The following is a 19,882-nucleotide window of genomic DNA, read 5'->3' on the forward strand; positions in this document are numbered from 1 at the left end:
CGGATTTCCCCAGATTTCGGCCCTTGCTTTGTATCCGTTCGTCAGCGCCGGCGAACCAAACGCGGACGATTGCGTCAATCGCCCTGTCCCGGCTCGGCAGAGAAGTACTTCTCGTATTTTCCCTCGACGCCGTCCATCTCCTTGGCCTCCGGCAAAGGATCCCGCTTCACCGTGATATTCGGCCACTTCGTCGCAAAATCAGCGTTCAATTTCAACCACATATCGAGGCCCGGCTCGGTATCCGGCTTGATCGCCTCGGCGGGACATTCCGGCTCGCACACCCCGCAATCGATGCACTCGTCGGGGTGAATGACGAGGAAATTCTCGCCCTCATAGAAGCAGTCCACCGGGCAGACTTCCACGCAGTCCGTATACTTGCAGCGTATGCAATTGTCGGTCACGACATACGTCATGAGGTACTCCAGCCAATGCTCACATTTGATGGCAGACGGCAATCAACGGTGATGCCCATCGTCCGTGCATGCTAGGAATGTCCGACGCGCATAGCTGCCGAAGCAGACCCGAATGCCATTCAACGTGGCTTGTGAGGTAACGGCTTTGAGTGCCCTTTGCAAGAATAATCCATGCGCCGTTGGCCGGGAAGCGGGCAGAGTTTTCCAGAGTGGAATGATTTTCGATCGCTTCGATCCAAAATCGCGGATTTGACCGCTTTTCATGGGGCGAGGCGGCCCGGACACCGCCGCTCGCTCCTCAATCTTCCCCCTCGCCGAAATCGGGTTTGAGGCGATCCGTGTCGCGCCGCTCCCGCTTCGTCGGGCGCCCGGCACCCCGTTCACGCGTCGCCTGTTCGAAGGCCGTGAGCCTCTGGGAGGGGGCTGGCGGGGTCAAGTCGTCGTAGAGCAGGCGGGCCTCCTCATAGGGCCCGCGCCGCACACCGGGTAAGAGCACGCGAACGACAAGATCCCGCCGCTCGAGCGACAATTCGAGCGTATCGCCGGTCTTTACCTGAGCGGAGGACTGCGTCACCCGCGCGCCATTGACCGCGACATAACCGGCCTCGATCGCCTTCTGGGCGAGCGAGCGCGATTTGATCAGCCGCGCGAAGAACAGCCACTTGTCGAGCCGCTGACGAGATGCAGGCGCGGACACTGGCTGTTTCTCCATTGCCTTCCTACTTTTTCAGCTGCTCCTTGAGAGCGGCAAGTTTCGCAAAGGGCGAATCCGGATCCAACGGCTTTTCCTTGCGCGGCGGGCGCCCCTCGAACTTCGGACCGCCCGGCTTGCCGCCCCGATCGTGGCGATCGGGCCGATCCTTGCGCTGGCCGCCACCCGGCCTGCTCTCCTGTGCCTTGCCGCGCATGGGCGCTCCGCCCTTGCGGCCGCCCTCCCGGCCTTCACCCTGGCCATGCCGCTGGCCACCACGCCGATGATCGCCCTGATGGCGGCCACCCTGGCGGTGGTTGTCCTGGCGCGTGCCAGGACGCCAGAGGAGCACGGGCCTGGCTTCGGCAGGCTCTTCTGCCGGGATTGCTTCAGCCGGACTTGCTTCAGCCGGCGCGTCGCTGGTCGCTTCAGCCGTAGGCGCCTCCGTCTGCGTTACGCCGACAGGCTCGCTCTCGGTATCCGCGTCGACATTCTCGACCGCGGCACTTTCGACCGGCGCCTCCGCCGAGGTCGCCTCTGCCCTCTGGCTTGCGAGGAACACTGCCGCCTCCTCCGCGGTCACGCTATCGGCGCGATAGCCGAGCCCCTTCAGGATTTCCTCCATGTCGTCGGGCGTTGCGCCGAGAATGGACAGCATCGCGGTCGTCGCCATGAAGCGGCGGCCGTCATATGCGCCGTCCGGACGCGGCTCGGCGCCCGGCTTCCACTGCAGCAGCGGACGAATGAGATCGGCAAGCCGCTCCAGGATGTCGATCCTTACGGCCCGCTTGCCGAGGAAGCGGAACCCCGCGAGCTTGTAGAATGTCCGCTCGAACGACGGATCGGTGACGACGGAGGTGCGGCCGGCGGCAAGCATCGGAATGAGTTCGCCGTAGCCGGGCTTGTCGAGCCCGTCGTTCTTCAGTGCCCAGAGCAACGTGATGAGCTCCGCCGGCGCCGGTTTCAACAGAGCCGGCAGGAAGATGTGATAGGCACCGAAGCGAACACCATATTTGCGGATGGACGCGCGGCCATCCTGATCGAGCGACTTCACCTCCTCGGCGACGTCGCGGCGGAAGAGCACACCGAGATTCTCGACGAGCTGGAAAGCCAGACCCTTGGCGAGACCTTCGAGGTCCTCCGCCCGGGAAATATCGTCAAGCGGCTTTAAGATCGTGCCGATATGGTGGTTCACGAACCGTTCGATCCGGGCGAGCACATGCTCGCGGGCATTGGCCTGGAGCTGCTCGTCGGCGAGCAGGATGACGCGGGGACGCATGACGTGATCGCTCGCGGCAAGGCGCGCCACGGGATCGCCGAGCCAGCGCACGAGGCCGTCCGACGAAAGCGCCAGATCACCGTTGCCGGCCGCATGCAGACGCGCGGCGCGCGCCTCGAACTCCAGCGCGAGCGCCTTCTGGGCAGCGCCCTGTACGGCCTTCGCATCCGACCCTTCGCCACCGGCCGCCAAAGTGAACCGGAAACCGGTTAATTGGCCTACGTGGTGTCCCTCGACGAAGACATCACCATTCACACTGATTTCAGCTTCCAGCATCGCATTCTCTCTCAGGCGCTTCATGAGCACAGATGTCCTGCGATCAACAAAGCGTTTCGTCAACCTTTCATGTAGCGCGTCGGACAATCGATCTTCAATTTCCCGCGTCTTTTCTTGCCAGTGTGTCGGATCGGCAAGCCATCCGGGCCGATTTGACACATAGGTCCAGGTCCTGATCTGCGCAATTCGCGCCGAAAGTGTGTCAATCTCGCCATCAGTGTGATCTGCGCGGCGGACCTGCTCGGCCATGAAGTCTTCGTTGACGGCGCCCTCGCGAACGAGATCGGCGTAGATCGTCGAAATCAGGTCCGCGTGCTGCGCCGGCGTTATGCGCCGGTAGTCGGGCAGGGCGCAGGCCTCCCAAAGCGTCTCGACCCGCTCGGCCGTGGTCGCGACGTCCACGACTTCGGGATAACGCGTCAGGTGCTCCAGTGCCTGCTGGTCGACGGCCGGAAGGGCACGCGTCAGGCCGGCAACGGCCGGCGCTGCCTCGAGACTTTTCTTGAGCGCCTTCAACGAGGAATAGTCGACCGCCTTCGAGCGCCACTGCAGGACTTTGACCGGATCGAATTCATGCGACTCGATGCGATGCACCAGTTCATTGTCGAAGGGATCGACGCGCCCGGTGACGCCGAACGTCCCGTCCCGCACATGCCGGCCCGCGCGCCCCGCGATTTGCGCAAGCTCTGCCGGGTTGAGATTGCGGTACTGGTAGCCGTCGAACTTGCGGTCCTGCGCGAAGGCGACATGATCGACGTCGAGATTGAGGCCCATGCCGATGGCATCGGTCGCCACGAGGTATTCGACATCACCCTCCTGGTAGAGCGCGACCTGGGCATTGCGGGTGCGCGGCGACAACGCCCCGAGCACGACTGCCGCGCCGCCGCGCTGTCGCCGGATGAGTTCGGCGATGGCATAGACCTCGTCGGCCGAGAAAGCGACGATGGCGGAACGATGCGGCAGCCGCGTGATCTTCTTCGATCCTGCATAGAGAAGCTGCGACAGGCGCGGCCGTTCGATGATCGTTATGCCCGGCAGGAGCTGTTGGAGTATCGGCCACATCGTCGCCGCACCGAGCAGCAGCGTCTCGCCGCGGCCGCGCAGATGCAGCAGCCTATCGGTAAAGATGTGGCCACGCTCCAGATCGGCGGCAAGCTGCACCTCGTCGATCGCGACGAACGATGCCGTCGTCTCGCGCGGCATGGCCTCGACGGTGCAGACCGAATAGCGCGCGCGATGCGGCGTGATCTTCTCCTCGCCCGTGATCAGCGCGACGTTATGGTGGCCCACCTTTTCGACCAGACGCGTATAGACTTCGCGCGCAAGCAGGCGCAGCGGCAGGCCGATGACGCCACTGTCATGCGCAACCATGCGCTCGATCGCATAGTGGGTCTTGCCGGTGTTGGTTGGCCCGAGCACCGCGGTCACGCCGCGACCACTCAGGATCATGGATTGAAAGGACACTTCATCGATCCTGGGCATTCTCAACGCGCCGGCCCACGTTCGCTTTCGCCTGGCCGGCGGGCAACACATGCCCACGCTGCGGGCCAAACGCAAGGGGCGCGGGCAATTAAAACCGCTTTCGGCCTCCTCCCCGCGCCATATTTCGTGCCTCCGGCATTAACACTCGGAACAGCGGTGGAACGAATCAGCGACGAATCGCTGACTCGCCTCGATTCACTGTATGTTCACGGCTATATCTAGATTACTGCAGCAAGAGTCGCACCATATGCTGAATCTGCCGGAACATCGCACAAACGAACATCGCCGGCGCCGTTAACTTTCCCTTCCAGAGCGTTAATTGTCATCAAGGATTCGGAATCCAAGACTCTGGAAAGTTTAGAAAATTTTAACTCCGATTCGTTTTGGGACTCGGCGAATCAAGGAATAAGAATCGCCGCATTAACTTCTCGATCAAAGCGGGAACGAATCGGCGACGAATCGCTGATACAGCCATTTTCTCGTTTTGTTCACCACAACATATAGTGTCTCCGGTGAACGCAGATCAATAGAATCACGGGTCGATTTTCGCAATCGGTGCATCGCAAGGCAGCATCGTTAACCATTGCATCGAGCCCGGTGAATTCCGCTGCCGCAAACAAAAGCGGCGCCCCGGAAGGCGCCGCGAGAGATGACATGGTGTAACCGCTGGCGGGGTCAGGAGAAGAACTGGCCACCATTTGCCGAAATCGTCGAACCAGTGATGAAGCCGGCATCGTCGGATGCCAGGAACACGACGCAGCGCGCGATTTCTTCCGGTTCACCGAGGCGACCGACGGGAATCTGCGGAATGATCCGTTCGTTGAGCACCTTTTCCGGCACGGCCCTGACCATCTCGGTGCCGATATAACCCGGGCAGATCGCGTTGACGGTGACGCCTTTTGCCGCCCCTTCCTGGGCGAGTGCCTTTGTGAAGCCGAGATCGCCCGCCTTCGCCGCGGAATAATTCGCCTGGCCCATCTGCCCCTTCTGACCGTTGATCGAGGAGATGTTGATGACGCGCCCGAAGCCGCGGTCACGCATGCCCGACCAGAGCGGATGCGTCATGTTGAAGAGGCCGGTCAGATTAGTGCTGATCACTTCGCCCCATTGTTCCGGCGTCATCTTGTGAAACATCGCGTCACGGGTGATGCCGGCATTGTTGACGAGAATGTCGACCGGCCCGAGATCGGCTTCCACTTTGGCAATGCCTTCGGCGCAGGCCTGATAGTTGGAGACATCCCACTTGTAGACCGGGATGCCGGTTTCCTGCTTGAAGGCCTGAGCCTTCTCGTCGTTGCCGGCATAGTTTGCGGCCACATTGTAGCCCGCCGCTTTCAGGGCCATCGAAATGGCTGCACCGATGCCGCGGGATCCACCCGTAACCAACGCTACCCTGCTCATGCTCGCCTCCCACAAGGTTGGTTTCAATTTTACATAGTTAATCCGCATGTGGCCCGGCATAAGCGGGGCACATGCGCTCGATCAATTTCGCAGATGTCACATAGGAACAGCGGGCCAGCGGACCGGCGAATGCACCGGAAAACTGTTCGGCCGGCCTGCTGCATAGGATTGCGGCCGGCTACAGGCGCTCGACGCACATGGCGACACCCATGCCGCCACCGATGCACAAGGTGGCAAGCCCCTTGGAAACGCCGCGGCGCTTCATCTCGAAGAGCAGCGTATTGAGAACGCGGGCACCGGAAGCGCCGATCGGATGGCCGATCGCGATCGCTCCGCCATTGACGTTGACGATCGACGGATCCCAGCCGAGATCCTTGTTGACGGCGCAGGCCTGTGCCGCGAAGGCTTCGTTGGCCTCCACGAGCCCGACGTCGCCGACGGACCAGCCCGCCTTCTCCAGCGCCTTGCGCGACGCCGGGATCGGCCCCGTCCCCATGATCTGCGGATCGACGCCGGCCGTCGCCCAGGAAACGATGCGGGCAAGCGGCTGGATGCCGCGCCTGCCGGCTTCCGCCTCGGTCATCAGCAGCGTCGCGGCGGCACCGTCATTGAGCCCGGACGCGTTGCCGGCAGTGACCGTTCCTTCCTTGTCGAAGGCGGGGCGGAGCTTCGCCATGGAATCGAGCGTGGCGCCGTGGCGGATATATTCGTCCTGGTCGACGGTCACGTCGCCCTTGCGGGTCTTGACGATGAACGGCACGATCTCGTCGGCGAAACGGCCGGCCTTCTGTGCGGCTTCGGCCTTGTTCTGCGATGCGAGCGCGAATTCATCCTGCTCTTCACGGGTAAGCTGCCACTTGCGCGCGACGTTCTCGGCGGTGATGCCCATGTGATAGCCGTAGAAGGCGTCGGTCAGGCCGTCCTTGATCATCGTGTCGATCATCTTGAAGTCGCCCATCTTCACGCCGCCGCGAAGATGCGCGCAATGCGGTGCCATCGACATCGATTCCATGCCGCCGGCCACGATGATATCCGCATCGCCGGCCACGATCTGCTGCATGCCGAGCGCCACGGCGCGCAGGCCCGAACCGCAAAGCTGGTTCATGCCCCAGGCGGTCTTTTCCTGCGGGATGCCGGCCTTCATCGCTGCCTGACGGGCCGGGTTCTGCCCTTCACCCGCGGAAAGAACCTGGCCGAGGATCACCTCGTCCACCTCTCCCGCGTCGACGCCCGCCCGCTCGAGCACCGCCTTGATGGCGCCCGCGCCCAACTCGTGCGCAGGAGTGTTGCCGAAGGCACCGTTAAAGGATCCGACGGCGGTGCGAGCCGCGCTGGCGATCACGACGGAGGGATTGCTCATGGGACGTTTCCTCATATTTCGTTTGCCTGATTTAGCCAGACTGACAAAGCCGTGAGCGCAAGTCAAACGCCTTGATGCACTGCCGCAAAAGCTTCACGATTCGCGCGGTTACCATATTTCGCAGGTGCGTCGCCGCATTGCACAAATAGATTGTCAGAGCCTCGATTTTGCGGATACTCTAAAAAATACAATAAAGACGGGACGATGGGTAAGAGGAGACCCTGATGGCGAAGAATGAAGGCCAGATCGTTATCAAGAAATATGCGAACCGGCGCCTCTACAATACCGGCACCAGCACTTACGTGACCCTCGACGACCTGGCAGTGATGGTAAAGAAGGGTGAGGAGTTCGTGGTGCAGGACGCGAAGTCCGGCGAAGACATCACCCACTCCGTGTTGACGCAGATTATTTTCGAGCAGGAATCGAAGACCGGAAACACGCTCTTGCCGATTTCCTTTCTGCGCCAGCTGATCTCCTTCTACGGCGACCAGATGCAGATGGTGGTGCCGAGCTACCTCGAACATTCGATGCAGGCCTTCACCGAACAGCAGGCGCAGATGCGCGAGCAGATCAACAAGGCGTTCGGCGACACGCCGCTTGGCAAGAACCTTCAGGTGCCGCTGCAACTGGTCGAGGAGCAGGTGCGGCGCAACACCGAAATGTTCCATCAGGCCATGCAGATGTTCTCGCCCTTCATGGCCGCGCCCCCGGCCAAGGAAACGAAGAAGGCCGAAGCCAAGGATATCGACGAGCTCAAGGAACAGTTGCGCGCCTTGCAGACGAAGCTCGACAATCTCGGCTAAACTCAGTTCCCCCCTATCCAACTGCCGCCGCGGATCGGCCGACACAAAATCGCGCGCGGGAGCAATTCCAAGAAATAAACTGGGGATGCCGCTGGAAGGCCGATGGCTTTTCTACGGTTTTCGCGCGCTGGAGCAAATCCAGGAAAAGTGTAACGGTTTTCCGTCCGGAATTGCGTAGTTTCAAGAGTTAGATCATTTCACTGTTTCAATGAAACAATGAAATGATCTAACGGCAGAGATGCACACCAAATGAAAAAGGGCCGGCAGAGCCGACCCTCGAACTTTATCCGCGAACGGTAACGCTTATGCGTTTTCCTTCGGCGTCAGAACCTGGCGACCGCGGTACATGCCGGTCTTCAGGTCGATGTGGTGCGGACGGCGCAGTTCGCCGGAATTCTTGTCTTCGATGTAGGTCGGAGCCTTGAGGGCGTCAGCGGAACGGCGCATGCCACGCTTGGACGGGCTCGTTTTTCTTTTCGGTACAGCCATTTCATTCTCCACTTATCGGGCAAAACACTGTTCAGCAGCCGAAAATGGCCGGGTCAAACAGATGTCGATCTCGGAAATTTCGCGCGCTTATACATGGCCAACCGCAGTTTGACCAGTCCCCGCCTATAATTTTTCGAGTCACGCTTCGTCTTCCGGCACGATCCACGGTTCGGCCCTTGCCGCTTCCTCCCATTTGCGGAAGGCAGGGTGCCTCTTGACGGCATCCATATAGGCGAGCGTGGCGGGATCTGTCACCAGTTCGTAGACATCAAAACGGTTGACAACCGGGGCGAACATCGCATCCGCCGCCGTAAAGCGGCCGAAGAGAAACGGTCCGCCTGAGCGGGCGATCGATTCCCGCCAGATTTCTTCGATGCGGGCGACGTCGGCCTGGACATCGTCCGGGAGCGCGATCGCCCGGCGCGGCCGGCGAATGTTCATCGGGCAGGCGCCGCGCAGCGCCCGAAAGCCCGACAGCATCTCCATCGAATAGCTGCGGGCGCGGGCACGGTCCTCGCGGTTTTCCGGCCAGAGTCCGGCCTCGGGGAAAAGCTCCGCGACATATTCGATGATCGCCAGCGATTCCCATACACGGACATCGCCATGATGGAGCACCGGCACGCGTCCTGTCGGCGAGATCTCGCGGAAGCGCGGATTTCCGGCGGGGAAATCGAAGGGAATAACGACATCCTCGAACGGAACTCCGCAGGCTTGAAGCGCCAGCCAGGGTCGAAGCGACCAGGAGGAATAGTTCTTGTTGCCGATATAAAGGACGAGCTTCGTCACGTGCGTGTCTCCCACCTGCTTTGTGAGGCGCAGGCTTGCCACATCAGCGACAGGGAGGCCAATGAATTGCTGTCATCTTAATCATAAAGGCATGTGATGTAACCGCCGGAGCGGCTGGCGCGTCGCTCGATGAGCGATGCAAGCCGCCTCAGGCCCCGCCCGGGCTTGCCGGCGTTGCGGTCGATCGGATTGGGCAGCGATACGGCGAGCAGGGCAGCCTGGCGGCGCGACAGTTTGGCGGCCGAAACGCCGAAGTGGTGCTGCGCGGCCGCCTCGATACCGTAGATGCCTTCGCCCCACTCGGCGACGTTCAGGTAGATTTCCATCATCCGGCGCTTGCTCCAGACGAAATCGGCGACGATCGCAAGCGGCAGCTCCATCGCCTTGCGGACAAAGGAACGGCCGTTCCAGAGAAACAGGTTCTTGACCGTCTGCATCGGGATCGTGCTTGCGCCGCGCGTCTGTTCACCGTCGAGCGCATCCTCGACGACGCCGCGCATCTGGTTCCAGTCGATACCGGCATGCGAGCAGAACTGGCCGTCCTCCGACATCATCACCGACTGGACGAGCACAGGCGCGATGTCGTCGAACTCCACCCATTGCCGGTCAAAGCCGCGCAAGAGCACGAGGTCGCGCAGCATCAGTGTCGATATCGGGCGAACGAAATCCAGGGCATAGAAGACGATCAGCACATAGGGGAGCACAAGGAGGGCAAGGACGGCAAGAAAGAAGCGGCGAAGCCTTGCCCGCCATGCGGCAGACCAGCGATTGGCGGACATCTGGCCCTCCTCCAACGCTTCCGGAACGATGTCCACGCTCTTACTGTCCACCTCTTTGTCCATCCGCCTCTCTTATTTCATGGGCGAGCAAAGTTGAATGGCGTTTCTTGCAAAAGGCAAGACACTTGCACGCTCATCCCACGTAAAGCACCACAGCGCCGCGCGTCCAATCGAACGCGCTAAGTCGCTGTAGCACGTTGAAGTGCTGCATGATTTTGTCCTTAAATCGATTCCGATTTCAGGAATCATGCAGGCCCTGCGACGCGAATGCCCGTTGAAAGCCTCTCTGCCGCATGCCAAAGAGCGCTGCATGAAAGAGACGTCATCCTTTTCCGCACACCTGAAGGCCAATGCGCTTGCGGTGGAAGAACTGCTTTCTGCCCTTCTGGGGCCAGCCGTCGGCGCAGATGAAATCGCGCGGCCAGCGCAGCTGCTCGCCGCGATGCGCCACGGTGTCCTCAACGGCGGGAAGCGCCTGCGCCCGTTTCTCGTGAGCGAATGCACCGCGCTTCTCGATGGCGACGCCGATGCGGCGCTCAGGGTCGGCGCCGCGCTCGAATGCGTACATTGCTACTCGCTCGTCCACGACGACCTGCCGGCGATGGACGATGACGATTTGAGACGCGGGCAGCCGACGGTGCACATCGCCTTCGACGAGGCGACCGCGATTCTCGCCGGTGACAGCCTGCTGACCTTCGCCTTCGACATCATCGCCGCACCGGAAACGCCGCTTCCCGACCGGCAGAAGACGGCGCTGATCTTGGCGCTCGCGCGTGCCTCCGGGCACGGCGGCATGGCTGGCGGGCAGGCGCTTGACCTCGCCGCCGAGAAAACGGCGCCCGGCGAGACGGGGATTGTCACGCTGCAGGCGATGAAGACCGGGGCGCTCATTCGCTTCGCCTGCGAGGCAGGCGCAATCATCGCCGATGCCTCCGACGAGGATCGGCGGCGGCTGCGCGCCTTCGGTGAAAAGATCGGCCTCGCCTTCCAACTCGCCGACGATCTGCTCGACCTGACGGCGGATGCCGAGGCGATGGGCAAGGCCACAGGCAAGGACGCCGCGCGCGGCAAGGGCACGCTTGTGGCGCTTCACGGCCAGGCCTGGGCCGAGCGCGAACTGGAGCAACTGGTGGCGCAGGCGGAAAATCTGCTTCAGTCCTATGGCGCTCGCTCGGCCATCCTCGTCGAGACCGCCCGCTTCATCGCCAACCGCAGGAGCTAGTGCCCGTGAGCAAATACTGGTCGCCGATCGTCTCAACGCTGAACCCCTATGTTCCGGGTGAGCAGCCGCGCATGGCGAATCTCGTGAAGCTCAACACCAACGAAAACCCCTACACGCCTTCCGACAAGGCGATCGAGGCGATCCGGGCTGCGGCAAGCGCCGATCTCAGGCTCTATCCGGATCCGCTCGCGCTCGACCTGCGGAAAGCGATCGCCGCGCGATACGGGGTCGAACCGGAGCAGGTGTTCGTCGGCAATGGCTCGGACGAGGTGCTGGCGCATGCCTTCGCGGCGCTGCTGAAGCACGACCAACCGCTGCTCTATCCGGATATCTCCTACAGCTTCTATCCGACCTATGCGGGTCTTTTCGGCATAGACGCGGTCGAAGTGCCGCTCGATGCCGCCTTCGGCATCGACATCGCCGACTACCGGCGCCCCGCCGGCGCGATCATTCTTCCCAATCCCAATGCCCCGACCGGAATTGGCCTGCCGCTTGCGACGATCGAGGCGCTGGTGGCCGAGCATCCCGACCAGCCGGTGGTGATCGACGAGGCCTATGTCGATTTCGGCGGCGAATCCGCGACCGCTCTGGTTCCGAAATACGAAAACCTGCTCGTCGTGCAGACCTTTTCGAAGTCGAGGGCGCTTGCCGGATTGCGGGTCGGCTTCGCGATCGGCCAGAGGCCGCTGATCGACGCTTTGGAGCGCGTCAAGGACAGCTTCAATTCCTACCCGCTCGGGCGCACCGCCCAGGCCGGCGGCACCGCGGCGATTGAAGACGAGGCGTGGTTCGAGGAAACCCGCGGCAAGATCATTGCATCGCGGGAGAAGCTGACAGGCGAGCTCAAAAAGCGCGGCTTCGAGGTTCTGCCCTCCCAGGCAAACTTCATCTTCGCCCGCCATCCGGACCATGCCGGGCAGACGCTGGCAGCGAAGCTGCGCGAACGTGCGGTCATCGTCCGCCACTTCGCCAAACCGCGGATCTCGGATTTCCTGCGCATCACCATCGGCACGGACGAGGAATGCGCAAGGCTGGTTGCTGCGCTCGACGAGATTCTGTGAGAGTGGGACAGGGACGCCGCCAAGAGGCGAACGGCTCGTTTTGCCCCTCACCCTAACCCTCTCCCCGCATGCGGGGAGAGGGGATTTGGTCGCGGCATACCCCGTTTACGCGCCTGTTGGCGAGAGCGGGTGAGGGGCGCCGCGAGTCCCTTCGCCCCGCCTGCGGGGAGAAGGTGGCCGGCAGGCCGGATGAGGGGGAGCAGATGGCACAGCACCCATATTTTCCCGCCCGCAGCCCGAGCGGTAAGGGCAAAGCGGTTGAGACCCGCACACCGCCTCCCATTGGCACCGCCGGAAGCCTCGGCTACTGTCGCCTCCGCAATCATCGACGGACGCCGCGCCATGCTCGACCTCACGCCCTATCTGCCGCAACTCCTCGTCGCCTGGACGGCCTATATCATCGCCGTCGTATCGCCGGGGCCGGCGGTTCTGGCGATCATCGCGACGTCGGTCAGCCAGGGACGAAAAGCGGGCCTTGCGCTCGCCTTCGGCGTACTGAGCGGCAGCTATACCTGGGCGATGCTGACGGCCTCCGGCCTCTCGGCGCTCATCCGGACCTACGGACAGGCGATCGTCTTCCTGAAAATCGCCGGTGCCTGCTATCTCTTCTGGCTTGCCTACAACGCGCTCCGGGCGGCGATGCGCAGCGAGGCGTCACGGGCAGCGCTTCGTGTTCCGCCGCAGATGTCGTTGAAGAAGCTCTATCTCAAGGGGCTCGGTATCCACCTGACCAATCCGAAGGCGATCTTTGCCTGGATCATGCTGGTTTCGCTCGGCATGCCGCCGGGGGCGCCGGTCACCGTTACTGCCACCTTCATCGGGGGGTGTATGCTGATCGGCCTCGTCAGCTTCTGTGGCTTCGCGATCGTCTTCTCGCTCTCGCCGGTCCACCGCGCCTATCTCAAGTCACGGCGCGTGATCGAGAGCCTGATGGCGGGCTTCTTCGCTTTCGCCGGTTTGAAGCTGCTGACGGCGCGACTCTGATTAAAATGCGGGACACGGGCGGAAAAGCGCCTCACACTTTTCCTGTCCCGCTCTGGGACTATTCCGCCGCCGCCTGGCCGCCGCCGTAACGCTTCTCGATATAGTCGGCGACGAGAAGCTGGAAGTCCTCGGCGATCTTCGGTCCACGCAACGTCATCGCCTTCTGGCCATCGATGAAGACGGGTGCCGCCGGCGTCTCGCCGGTGCCGGGCAGTGAAATGCCGATATCCGCATGCTTGCTTTCGCCCGGGCCGTTGACGATGCAGCCCATGACGGCGACCTTCAGCGCCTCGACGCCCGGATATTTCTCGCGCCAGACCGGCATGCTTGCGCGGATGTCCTCCTGGATCTTCTGGGCGAGCTCCTGGAAGACCGTGGACGTCGTGCGGCCGCAGCCCGGACAGGCAGCGACCACGGGAATGAACTGGCGGAAGCCCATGACCTGCAGCAATTCCTGCGCCACCTGCACCTCGCGTGTGCGGTCGCCACCGGGCTCCGGGGTCAGCGAAATGCGGATCGTGTCGCCGATGCCCTGCTGCATCAGGATGCCGAGCGAGGCGGAGGAGGCGACGATGCCCTTCGTTCCCATGCCGGCTTCGGTGAGCCCGAGATGGAGCGCATGATCGGAACGGGCCGCCAGCATCGCATAGACCGCGATCAGGTCCTGCACGCCGGAAACCTTGGCGGAAAGGATGATGCGGTTGCGCGCCAGGCCAAGCTCCTCGGCCAGCTCCGCCGAGAGAAGTGCCGACTGCACGATCGTCTCGCGCGTCACCTGCTGCGCCGTCAGCGGCGAGCCCTTGGTCTGGTTCTCGTCCATCAGCCGGGTCAAGAGCTCCTGGTCGAGCGACCCCCAGTTGACGCCGATGCGCACCGGCTTGTCGTAGCGCATCGCCATCTCGATGATCTCGGCGAACTGCTTGTCCTTCTTGTCCTTGAAGCCGACGTTACCCGGATTGATGCGGTATTTCGCCAGCGCTTCGGCACAGGCCGGGTGATCGGCCAGGAGCTTGTGGCCGATATAGTGGAAGTCGCCGACAAGCGGCACGTCGATGCCAAGGCGCAAGAGCCGCTCGCGGATCTTCGGTACCGCGGCAGCACTTTCGTCGCGATCGACGGTGATGCGCACCAGTTCGGAGCCCGCCTTGTGGAGCGCCGCCACCTGGGCGACAGTCGCATCGACATCGGCCGTATCCGTGTTCGTCATCGACTGGACGACGACCGGCGCGCCGCCACCAACGATCACGCCGCCGACATCGACGGCGACGGAGGCGCGGCGCGGCTGTGGCTCGAAATCGAAGGCAGAAGTCATGAAGGCCTCTTCTTGGGTCCCGTTTCGCCCGAGCGGCATGCCGGCCGCGCCGAGCTTTCGCCTTTCAGGTGGCGGAGGAAAGCGTGCTTGTCAACGGCAACATCACGCGCTGACGGCGAATTGATGGCAGGGTGGCCGGCATGAGCCCCTGATCCGCCCGTGCACGCGAGTTACGAATGTTCCCTGCCGTGGTCCGCATGAACGGCGTGATGCGAGAGCAGGAGCACTACGATGAAGAGCACGGGGACGGAGGTGAAGATGATGGCGAAGCCGCTATGCTCCGCGATGAAGCCGATCAGTGACGGCGCGAAGAGCATGCCCGAGTAGCCCATCGTGGTCGCGACCGCGAGCCCGATGCCCGGCTGCAGCCCCGGCATGTTGCCGGCAGCCGAGAAGGCGATCGGCACCATGTTGGAGATGCCGATTCCGGCCAGCGCAAAGCCGAGGATCGCAATGACTGCGTTGGGCGCAAGCCCGGCGAAGACCATGCCGACAAGCGCGGTGACCGTGCAGATGCGCAAGGTCCGCTTGGCGCCGAGCAGATCGCGCACGTGGTCGCCGGCAAAGCGCATGGCCGCCATGGTCGCGGAGAAGGCGGCAAAGCCGAAGCCCGACAGCTCGACCGAGGCGCCGAGTTCGTTCTTGAGGTAAAGCGCGCCCCAGTCGAGCACCGCGCCCTCCGGCACCATCGAGAACAGGGCCATGATGCCGATCAGCCAGGGCAGGGGCGTGAGCGGCAGGCGCAGTTTCTCCTTGTTCGCCGCCGAATGTGGCCGGTCGGCAAGGATCATCGGCCAGGCGACGGCCAGAAACACGAGGCAGAGCACCGTGACCACAAGCACGTGCGGCAGGACGCCGACGCGCGCCATCAGGAAGCCGCCGATGCCGGCGCCGATCAACCCGCCGAGACTCCAATAGGCGTGGCAGGAGGACATGATCGCGCGGCGCATCGACTTTTCGACCTCGACCGCGTTGGCATTCATCGCCACGTCCATGGCGCCGACGAAGCCGCCGAGCAGGAACATGCCGATTGCCGCCGTCCAGACATTCGGCGTCAGTGTCAGGATGAGGAGCAGCGGCGACAGAACGATTGCCGTGACCTTGACCACCTTCTGCGAGCCGGCGCGGGCAATGAATCCGCCGGCAATCGGCATCAGCACCAGCGAGCCGATGCCGAATACCAGGATCAGCAGGCCGAGCACGCTCTCGCCGATCCCGAGCCGGTCCTTAAATTCCGGAATCTTCGGCGCCCAGCTGCCGGTGACGAAGCCGTTCATCAGGAACAGCAGCGATACGGCAAGCCGGTTCTTCGACATGTAACCCTGTCGGACGAGGCCTTCGGAGGCAGTTTGCGTGCGCTGATCCATGAATAACCTTCCCGCAGCCGGAACCGTCCGGCTCAAATGGTGATTTCGATGAGATTGCCGTCGGGATCACGGATCACGGCCTCGTAGAAGCCGTCACCCGTCCATCGGGCCTTGGAAACGAGCACTCCCTTGCGATCGGCCCGGTCCGCCATGTCGTCCACGGCCTCGCCACTGCCCAGCGAAAGGGCGAGATGCGCATAGCCGGCGCGTTCCACGGTCGCCTCGTCATGGGGAGTAAGCCACGGCCCTTCCATCACCTCGATCGAAGGCCCGCTCTCAAGCGTCAGAAAACGCGAGCGGAAACCGGGGCGGCGGCGGCTTTCATAGATTTCACCGGCCTCAGCCCCGAAGAATTCGGCCCAGAAGGCGGCGATCCGGTCGATGTCCTTCGTCCAGAGGGCGACATGCGCGACATTCATCGAGCCGGCTCCTTCGCCAGAACGACGTCAGCGCCGCGCGCGCCGAGGGCGACGATCGCGGCTTCGGGCGCGTCGGCCTCCAGAACCAGCGCCGTCACCGCGTCGATGCCGATAACCGCGTGTGGCGCAGCGGTTCCGAGCTTGTCGCTCGTTATGGCGGCGAGAACCGAGCGGCTCCGCGAGGAGATGAGACGCTTGAATGCCGCATCCTCGAAATGGAATGCCGTCAGTCCCGCTTCCGCGTCCGCACCGCAAGCGCCGAGAACGCAAAGGTCGGGCCGGAGAAGCTCGGCATCGCGCTGCGCTCGCGCGCCGACGGCCGCACCCACGGCGCGATCGAGCGGGCCGCCGATAAGGATAAGCTCCACGCCCGCCTTCTCCATCAGGGCGGCCGCAATGAGCGGCGTGTTGGTGACGATTGTTACCGGGAGGTCCGGCTCAATCGCCTCGGCAATCGCCAGATTGGCCGAACCCGCATCGAGGAACACCGTCATGCCCGGCCGGATGAATCCGACCGCGGCCCGGGCAAGCGCCGCCTTGCGCTCCGGCGCGAGAGAGGCACGCTGGCTGAGCGAGCCGGCCATCGGCGCGAGCGGCAAGGCTCCGCCATAGACGCGCTCACACAGGCCGGCCGCGGCCATCTCGCGCAGGTCGCGACGGATCGTGTCTTCCGAGACTCCGAATTCGCGCGCGAGATCGGCGGCCAGCACCCGGCCATCGGTTTTCAGCCGTTCCTGGATCAGGAATTTCCTCTCGCGCAGCAGCAGGTCAGTCGCCATATTTAAAATCGTGCATAAACGTGCATGAATCGGTTGAAACGTGAGTACCAGCCTTTCGCGGAGAATTCAATTGCTCCCCTGCGTAGAACTTCGCCCGCGCGCGGAACTTGGATTGACCCAGCACATTCACCAACGGAGTGTTTTCGCTGAGATTTTGGCCCGTTCGAGGAAAAATCTTCATCGAAAGCCGGATGAATTGGTGTTTTATGCGCTCAGATACGTCCGGTTTTATGCGAATCTCACTGCAATCCGGACGACGGGCCGGAGAACAAAAAGATGGAAAACAAGACAATGAAATTCCTTCCGACGCTTTTCGCTGCCGCACTTCTGCAAATCGCCGCCTTCGCTCCCGCCCATGCGGAATCGAACCTCGATCAGATCAAGTCTGCCGGCGTTCTCAAGATCGGCACCGAGGGCACTTATGCCCCCTTCACCTTTCATGATGCCGGCGGCGCGCTGGTCGGCTTCGACGTCGAAATCGGCCAGGAGGTCGCCAAGCGTCTTGGCGTCAAGGCCGAATTCCTCGAGGGCAAGTGGGACGGCCTGATCGCCGGCCTCGACGCCAACCGCTACGACACGGTCATCAACCAGGTCGGCATCACCGAAGAGCGCAAGAAGAAGTATGACTTCTCCGAGCCCTATATCGCCTCCAAGGCCGTGCTGATCGTCAAGGGCGACAACGAGGAGATCAAGGGCTTCGCTGATCTCAAGGGCAAGAAATCTGCCCAGTCGCTGACCAGCAACTTCGGCAAGCTCGCTCAGGCCTCCGGCGCCGAGCTCGTCGGCACCGACGGTTTCGACCAGTCGATCCAGCTCGTGCTGACCGGCCGCGCCGATGCGACGATCAACGACAGCCTGTCCTTCCTCGACTTCAAGAAGCAGAAGCCGGACGCGAACGTGAAGATCGCCGCCGAACAGGCCGACGCCGATTATTCCGGCATCATCATCCGCAAGAACGAGCCGGACCTTCTGGCCGCGATCAACAAGGCGCTCGCCGAAATCAAGGCCGACGGCACCTACGACAAGATCTCGCAGAAATATTTCGGCGCTGACGTCTCGAAGTAACGCTTGTGAAAGCGCGGGCCGATCGGGTTTTTCCATCGGCCTTTCTCGGTTATGAATCGCGATCCGTTCCGGCCCCCGGAGCGGATCGCGCTTTTTGAAAGGCTTCCCCTTGCCCCAATGGCTTCACCTGATGGCGGAATCGCTGCCGACCCTGCTCTGGGCCGGACTGATCTTCACGGTCCCGCTGACCCTGCTTTCCTTCGTGCTCGGTCTTTTGCTGGGACTTGTCACCGCGCTCGTCCGGCTCTTTGCGCCGGCTCCCTTCGTCGCCGTGGCTCGATTCTATGTCTGGGTGATCCGCGGAACGCCGCTCCTCGTCCAGCTCTTCGTCATTTTCTATGGTCTGCCGAGCATGAACATCTTGCTCGATGCATTTCCCGCCGCGTTGATCGGATTCACGCTCAACATCGGCGCCTACACATCCGAAATCATTCGCGCCACGATCTCCTCCGTGCCGCGCGGCCAATGGGAAGCAGCCTATTCGATTGGGATGAGCTGGAGCCAGGTGATGCGCCGGACGATCCTGCCGCAGGCGACCCGGGTTGCAATCCCACCGCTCTCGAACACCTTCATCTCGCTGGTGAAGGACACTTCGCTCGCCGCAGCCATTACCGTGCCCGAGCTCTTTCAGACGGCGCAGCGCATCGTCGCGACCACCTATGAACCACTGATCCTTTATATCGAGGCGGCGCTGATCTACCTTGCCATGAGTTCCGTACTGTCGGCCCTTCAGGCGAGACTGGAGCACCGCTTCGCCCGCTATGGCGGATTCCTGGAGGCGCGCGCATGATCGAACTCACCGAAATCGAAAAGCGCTTCGGCAACAACCTGGTGCTCAAGGGAATCACTGTGACGATGGCCGAAGGCACGGTAACGGCGCTGGTCGGCCCGTCGGGCGGGGGCAAGAGCACGCTTTTGCGATGCGTCAACTTGCTGGAAATCCCGACACAGGGCGCTATCCGGCTTGGCGAGGAGCGGCTGGAGTTCGCACCTCACCGTACGGTCGGCTGGAGGGCGATACAAAAACTGCGCCGGCAAACCGGCATGGTCTTTCAGAACTTTCAGCTCTTCCCCCACCAGACCGCGCTCGGCAACGTCATGGAAGGTCTTGTGACCGTTCTCAAATGGCCGGCCGACCGCGCCCGCGCCCGTGCACTCGAACTCCTGGAAAAGGTCGGCATGGCACACAAGGCTGATGCCTGGCCGTCGACCCTTTCCGGCGGCCAGCAGCAGCGCGTGGCGATCGCCCGGGCGCTCGCCCCCTCCCCACGCGTGCTCCTCTGCGACGAGCCGACCTCCGCGCTCGATCCGGAACTTGCCGAGGAAGTGGTGGAGGTGCTCAGCCGTCTCGCCCGCGAAGGCACGACAATGATCATGGCCACCCACGACCTGCGCCTCGCCTCACGCGTCGCCGATCACGTCATCTTCCTCGACGGCGGCGTCGTCGTCGAAAGCGGTCCGCCAAGGAAGATCTTTTCAACGCCCGAGCGCGAGCGCACGAAGAAGTTCATCGCCTCGCTGAGCGCGCCGATGAGCTATGATATTTGAGCGACCTTCGGACGCGATGACGGAGTTCCCGGGCGCACTGCTGCGCGCATTGTGCCGCGGGCATTTCCCTCTCTACCGTCATCCTCGGGCTTGTCCCGAGGATCCACGCGCGAGCATGCACGTCCACGGCATTCTGGGCGCGCGGTCGCTCCGTTCACGGATGCATATCTCTCGCTGCGTCTTGTGAATGGATCCTCGGGTCAAGCCCGAGGATGACGGCGGAGAAGAGACCGGCCTACTGCATTAATCGGAGCCGATTAAAGGACAAGAACATGCAGCAAAGGGCTACAGCGTTCTTTGCGCATCGGAAAAGACGCGCGGCGCTGTAGCTACTACCGCGGGCCTACCACAGCTTCACTTCCCAAA

General features: G+C 62.6%; 19 protein-coding genes. 7 read left to right on the forward strand and 12 right to left on the reverse strand.

Annotated features, from left to right (window positions below):
- Positions 1-74: 74 nt before the first annotated feature.
- From fdxA to QN222_RS15700, 5 genes are all read right to left on the reverse strand, one after another.
- The gene (gene fdxA, locus QN222_RS15680) at positions 75-413 is read right to left on the reverse strand and encodes a ferredoxin FdxA (protein ID WP_283960910.1); all 339 of its coding nucleotides are present in this window, start codon (positions 411-413) and stop codon (positions 75-77) included.
- 298 nt (positions 414-711) lie between these two features.
- Positions 712-1,125, reverse strand: a complete 414-nt coding sequence (locus QN222_RS15685; protein WP_283960909.1) for an RNA-binding S4 domain-containing protein — start codon at positions 1,123-1,125, stop codon at positions 712-714.
- A 7-nt stretch (positions 1,126-1,132) separates the two neighbouring features.
- The gene (locus tag QN222_RS15690; RefSeq protein WP_283960954.1) at positions 1,133-4,108 is read right to left on the reverse strand and encodes a helicase-related protein; all 2,976 of its coding nucleotides are present in this window, start codon (positions 4,106-4,108) and stop codon (positions 1,133-1,135) included.
- 708 nt (positions 4,109-4,816) lie between these two features.
- Positions 4,817-5,542 carry a beta-ketoacyl-ACP reductase gene (locus QN222_RS15695; RefSeq protein WP_283960908.1) on the reverse strand — a complete coding sequence of 242 codons (726 nt, stop codon included), beginning with the start codon at positions 5,540-5,542 and terminating at the stop codon, positions 4,817-4,819.
- A 178-nt stretch (positions 5,543-5,720) separates the two neighbouring features.
- Positions 5,721-6,902, reverse strand: a complete 1,182-nt coding sequence (locus QN222_RS15700) for an acetyl-CoA C-acetyltransferase (RefSeq protein WP_283960907.1) — start codon at positions 6,900-6,902, stop codon at positions 5,721-5,723.
- Positions 6,903-7,126: 224 nt separating this feature from the next.
- Here QN222_RS15700 and phaR point away from each other — a divergent pair, with 224 nt between their 5' ends.
- Positions 7,127-7,705: a polyhydroxyalkanoate synthesis repressor PhaR gene (gene phaR / locus QN222_RS15705; RefSeq protein ID WP_136505331.1), complete on the forward strand. Its 579-nt coding sequence runs from the start codon at positions 7,127-7,129 to the stop codon at positions 7,703-7,705.
- Positions 7,706-8,008: 303 nt separating this feature from the next.
- On the opposite strand, the gene rpmF is transcribed toward phaR, so the two are convergent.
- From rpmF to mtgA, 3 genes are all read right to left on the reverse strand, one after another.
- A complete protein-coding gene (rpmF, locus tag QN222_RS15710) occupies positions 8,009-8,194 on the reverse strand; it encodes a 50S ribosomal protein L32 (RefSeq protein ID WP_003535764.1) in 186 nt (61 codons plus the stop codon).
- 138 nt (positions 8,195-8,332) lie between these two features.
- Positions 8,333-8,980 (reverse strand): glutathione S-transferase family protein, encoded by a 648-nt coding sequence (locus tag QN222_RS15715; RefSeq protein WP_283960906.1) that lies wholly within the window; start codon positions 8,978-8,980, stop codon positions 8,333-8,335.
- Between the two features lie 77 nt (positions 8,981-9,057).
- Positions 9,058-9,759 carry a monofunctional biosynthetic peptidoglycan transglycosylase gene (mtgA, locus tag QN222_RS15720; protein ID WP_283960953.1) on the reverse strand — a complete coding sequence of 234 codons (702 nt, stop codon included), beginning with the start codon at positions 9,757-9,759 and terminating at the stop codon, positions 9,058-9,060.
- 310 nt (positions 9,760-10,069) lie between these two features.
- On the opposite strand from mtgA, the gene QN222_RS15725 reads away from it, so the two are divergent.
- The 3 genes from QN222_RS15725 to QN222_RS15735 all read left to right on the forward strand — a co-directional run bounded on the left by QN222_RS15725 (position 10,070) and on the right by QN222_RS15735 (position 13,026).
- On the forward strand, positions 10,070-10,981 hold the full coding sequence (locus tag QN222_RS15725; RefSeq protein WP_283960905.1) for a polyprenyl synthetase family protein: 912 nt from the start codon (positions 10,070-10,072) through the stop codon (positions 10,979-10,981).
- 5 nt (positions 10,982-10,986) lie between these two features.
- A complete protein-coding gene (hisC, locus tag QN222_RS15730) occupies positions 10,987-12,042 on the forward strand; it encodes a histidinol-phosphate transaminase (RefSeq protein WP_283960904.1) in 1,056 nt (351 codons plus the stop codon).
- A gap of 342 nt (positions 12,043-12,384) precedes the next feature.
- On the forward strand, positions 12,385-13,026 hold the full coding sequence (locus QN222_RS15735) for a LysE family translocator (protein ID WP_283960903.1): 642 nt from the start codon (positions 12,385-12,387) through the stop codon (positions 13,024-13,026).
- A gap of 58 nt (positions 13,027-13,084) precedes the next feature.
- Here QN222_RS15735 and ispG read toward each other — a convergent pair whose 3' ends face one another.
- The 4 genes from ispG to QN222_RS15755 form a co-directional block, all read right to left on the reverse strand.
- The gene (gene ispG, locus QN222_RS15740; RefSeq protein WP_283960902.1) at positions 13,085-14,338 is read right to left on the reverse strand and encodes a flavodoxin-dependent (E)-4-hydroxy-3-methylbut-2-enyl-diphosphate synthase; all 1,254 of its coding nucleotides are present in this window, start codon (positions 14,336-14,338) and stop codon (positions 13,085-13,087) included.
- A gap of 170 nt (positions 14,339-14,508) precedes the next feature.
- Positions 14,509-15,705 carry an MFS transporter gene (locus tag QN222_RS15745; RefSeq protein WP_283960901.1) on the reverse strand — a complete coding sequence of 399 codons (1,197 nt, stop codon included), beginning with the start codon at positions 15,703-15,705 and terminating at the stop codon, positions 14,509-14,511.
- Between the two features lie 32 nt (positions 15,706-15,737).
- The gene (locus QN222_RS15750; protein ID WP_283960900.1) at positions 15,738-16,124 is read right to left on the reverse strand and encodes a VOC family protein; all 387 of its coding nucleotides are present in this window, start codon (positions 16,122-16,124) and stop codon (positions 15,738-15,740) included.
- Positions 16,121-16,903, reverse strand: coding sequence for a DeoR/GlpR family DNA-binding transcription regulator (locus tag QN222_RS15755; protein ID WP_283960899.1), 783 nt, complete (start codon positions 16,901-16,903; stop codon positions 16,121-16,123). Before QN222_RS15755 ends, QN222_RS15750 begins: the two co-directional genes overlap by 4 nt.
- Positions 16,904-17,194: 291 nt before the next feature.
- Here QN222_RS15755 and QN222_RS15760 point away from each other — a divergent pair, with 291 nt between their 5' ends.
- From QN222_RS15760 to QN222_RS15770, 3 genes are all read left to right on the forward strand, one after another.
- Positions 17,195-17,968, forward strand: a complete 774-nt coding sequence (locus QN222_RS15760) for an amino acid ABC transporter substrate-binding protein (RefSeq protein WP_283960952.1) — start codon at positions 17,195-17,197, stop codon at positions 17,966-17,968.
- Positions 17,969-18,077: 109 nt separating this feature from the next.
- The gene (locus tag QN222_RS15765) at positions 18,078-18,758 is read left to right on the forward strand and encodes an amino acid ABC transporter permease (protein WP_283960898.1); all 681 of its coding nucleotides are present in this window, start codon (positions 18,078-18,080) and stop codon (positions 18,756-18,758) included.
- Positions 18,755-19,516, forward strand: coding sequence for an amino acid ABC transporter ATP-binding protein (locus QN222_RS15770; RefSeq protein ID WP_283960897.1), 762 nt, complete (start codon positions 18,755-18,757; stop codon positions 19,514-19,516). The genes QN222_RS15765 and QN222_RS15770 overlap by 4 nt, the downstream gene beginning before the upstream one ends.
- Positions 19,517-19,882: the final 366 nt, after the last annotated feature.

Source organism: Sinorhizobium sp. 6-70 (assembly GCF_030124375.1).
Classification (GTDB): domain Bacteria; phylum Pseudomonadota; class Alphaproteobacteria; order Rhizobiales; family Rhizobiaceae; genus Sinorhizobium.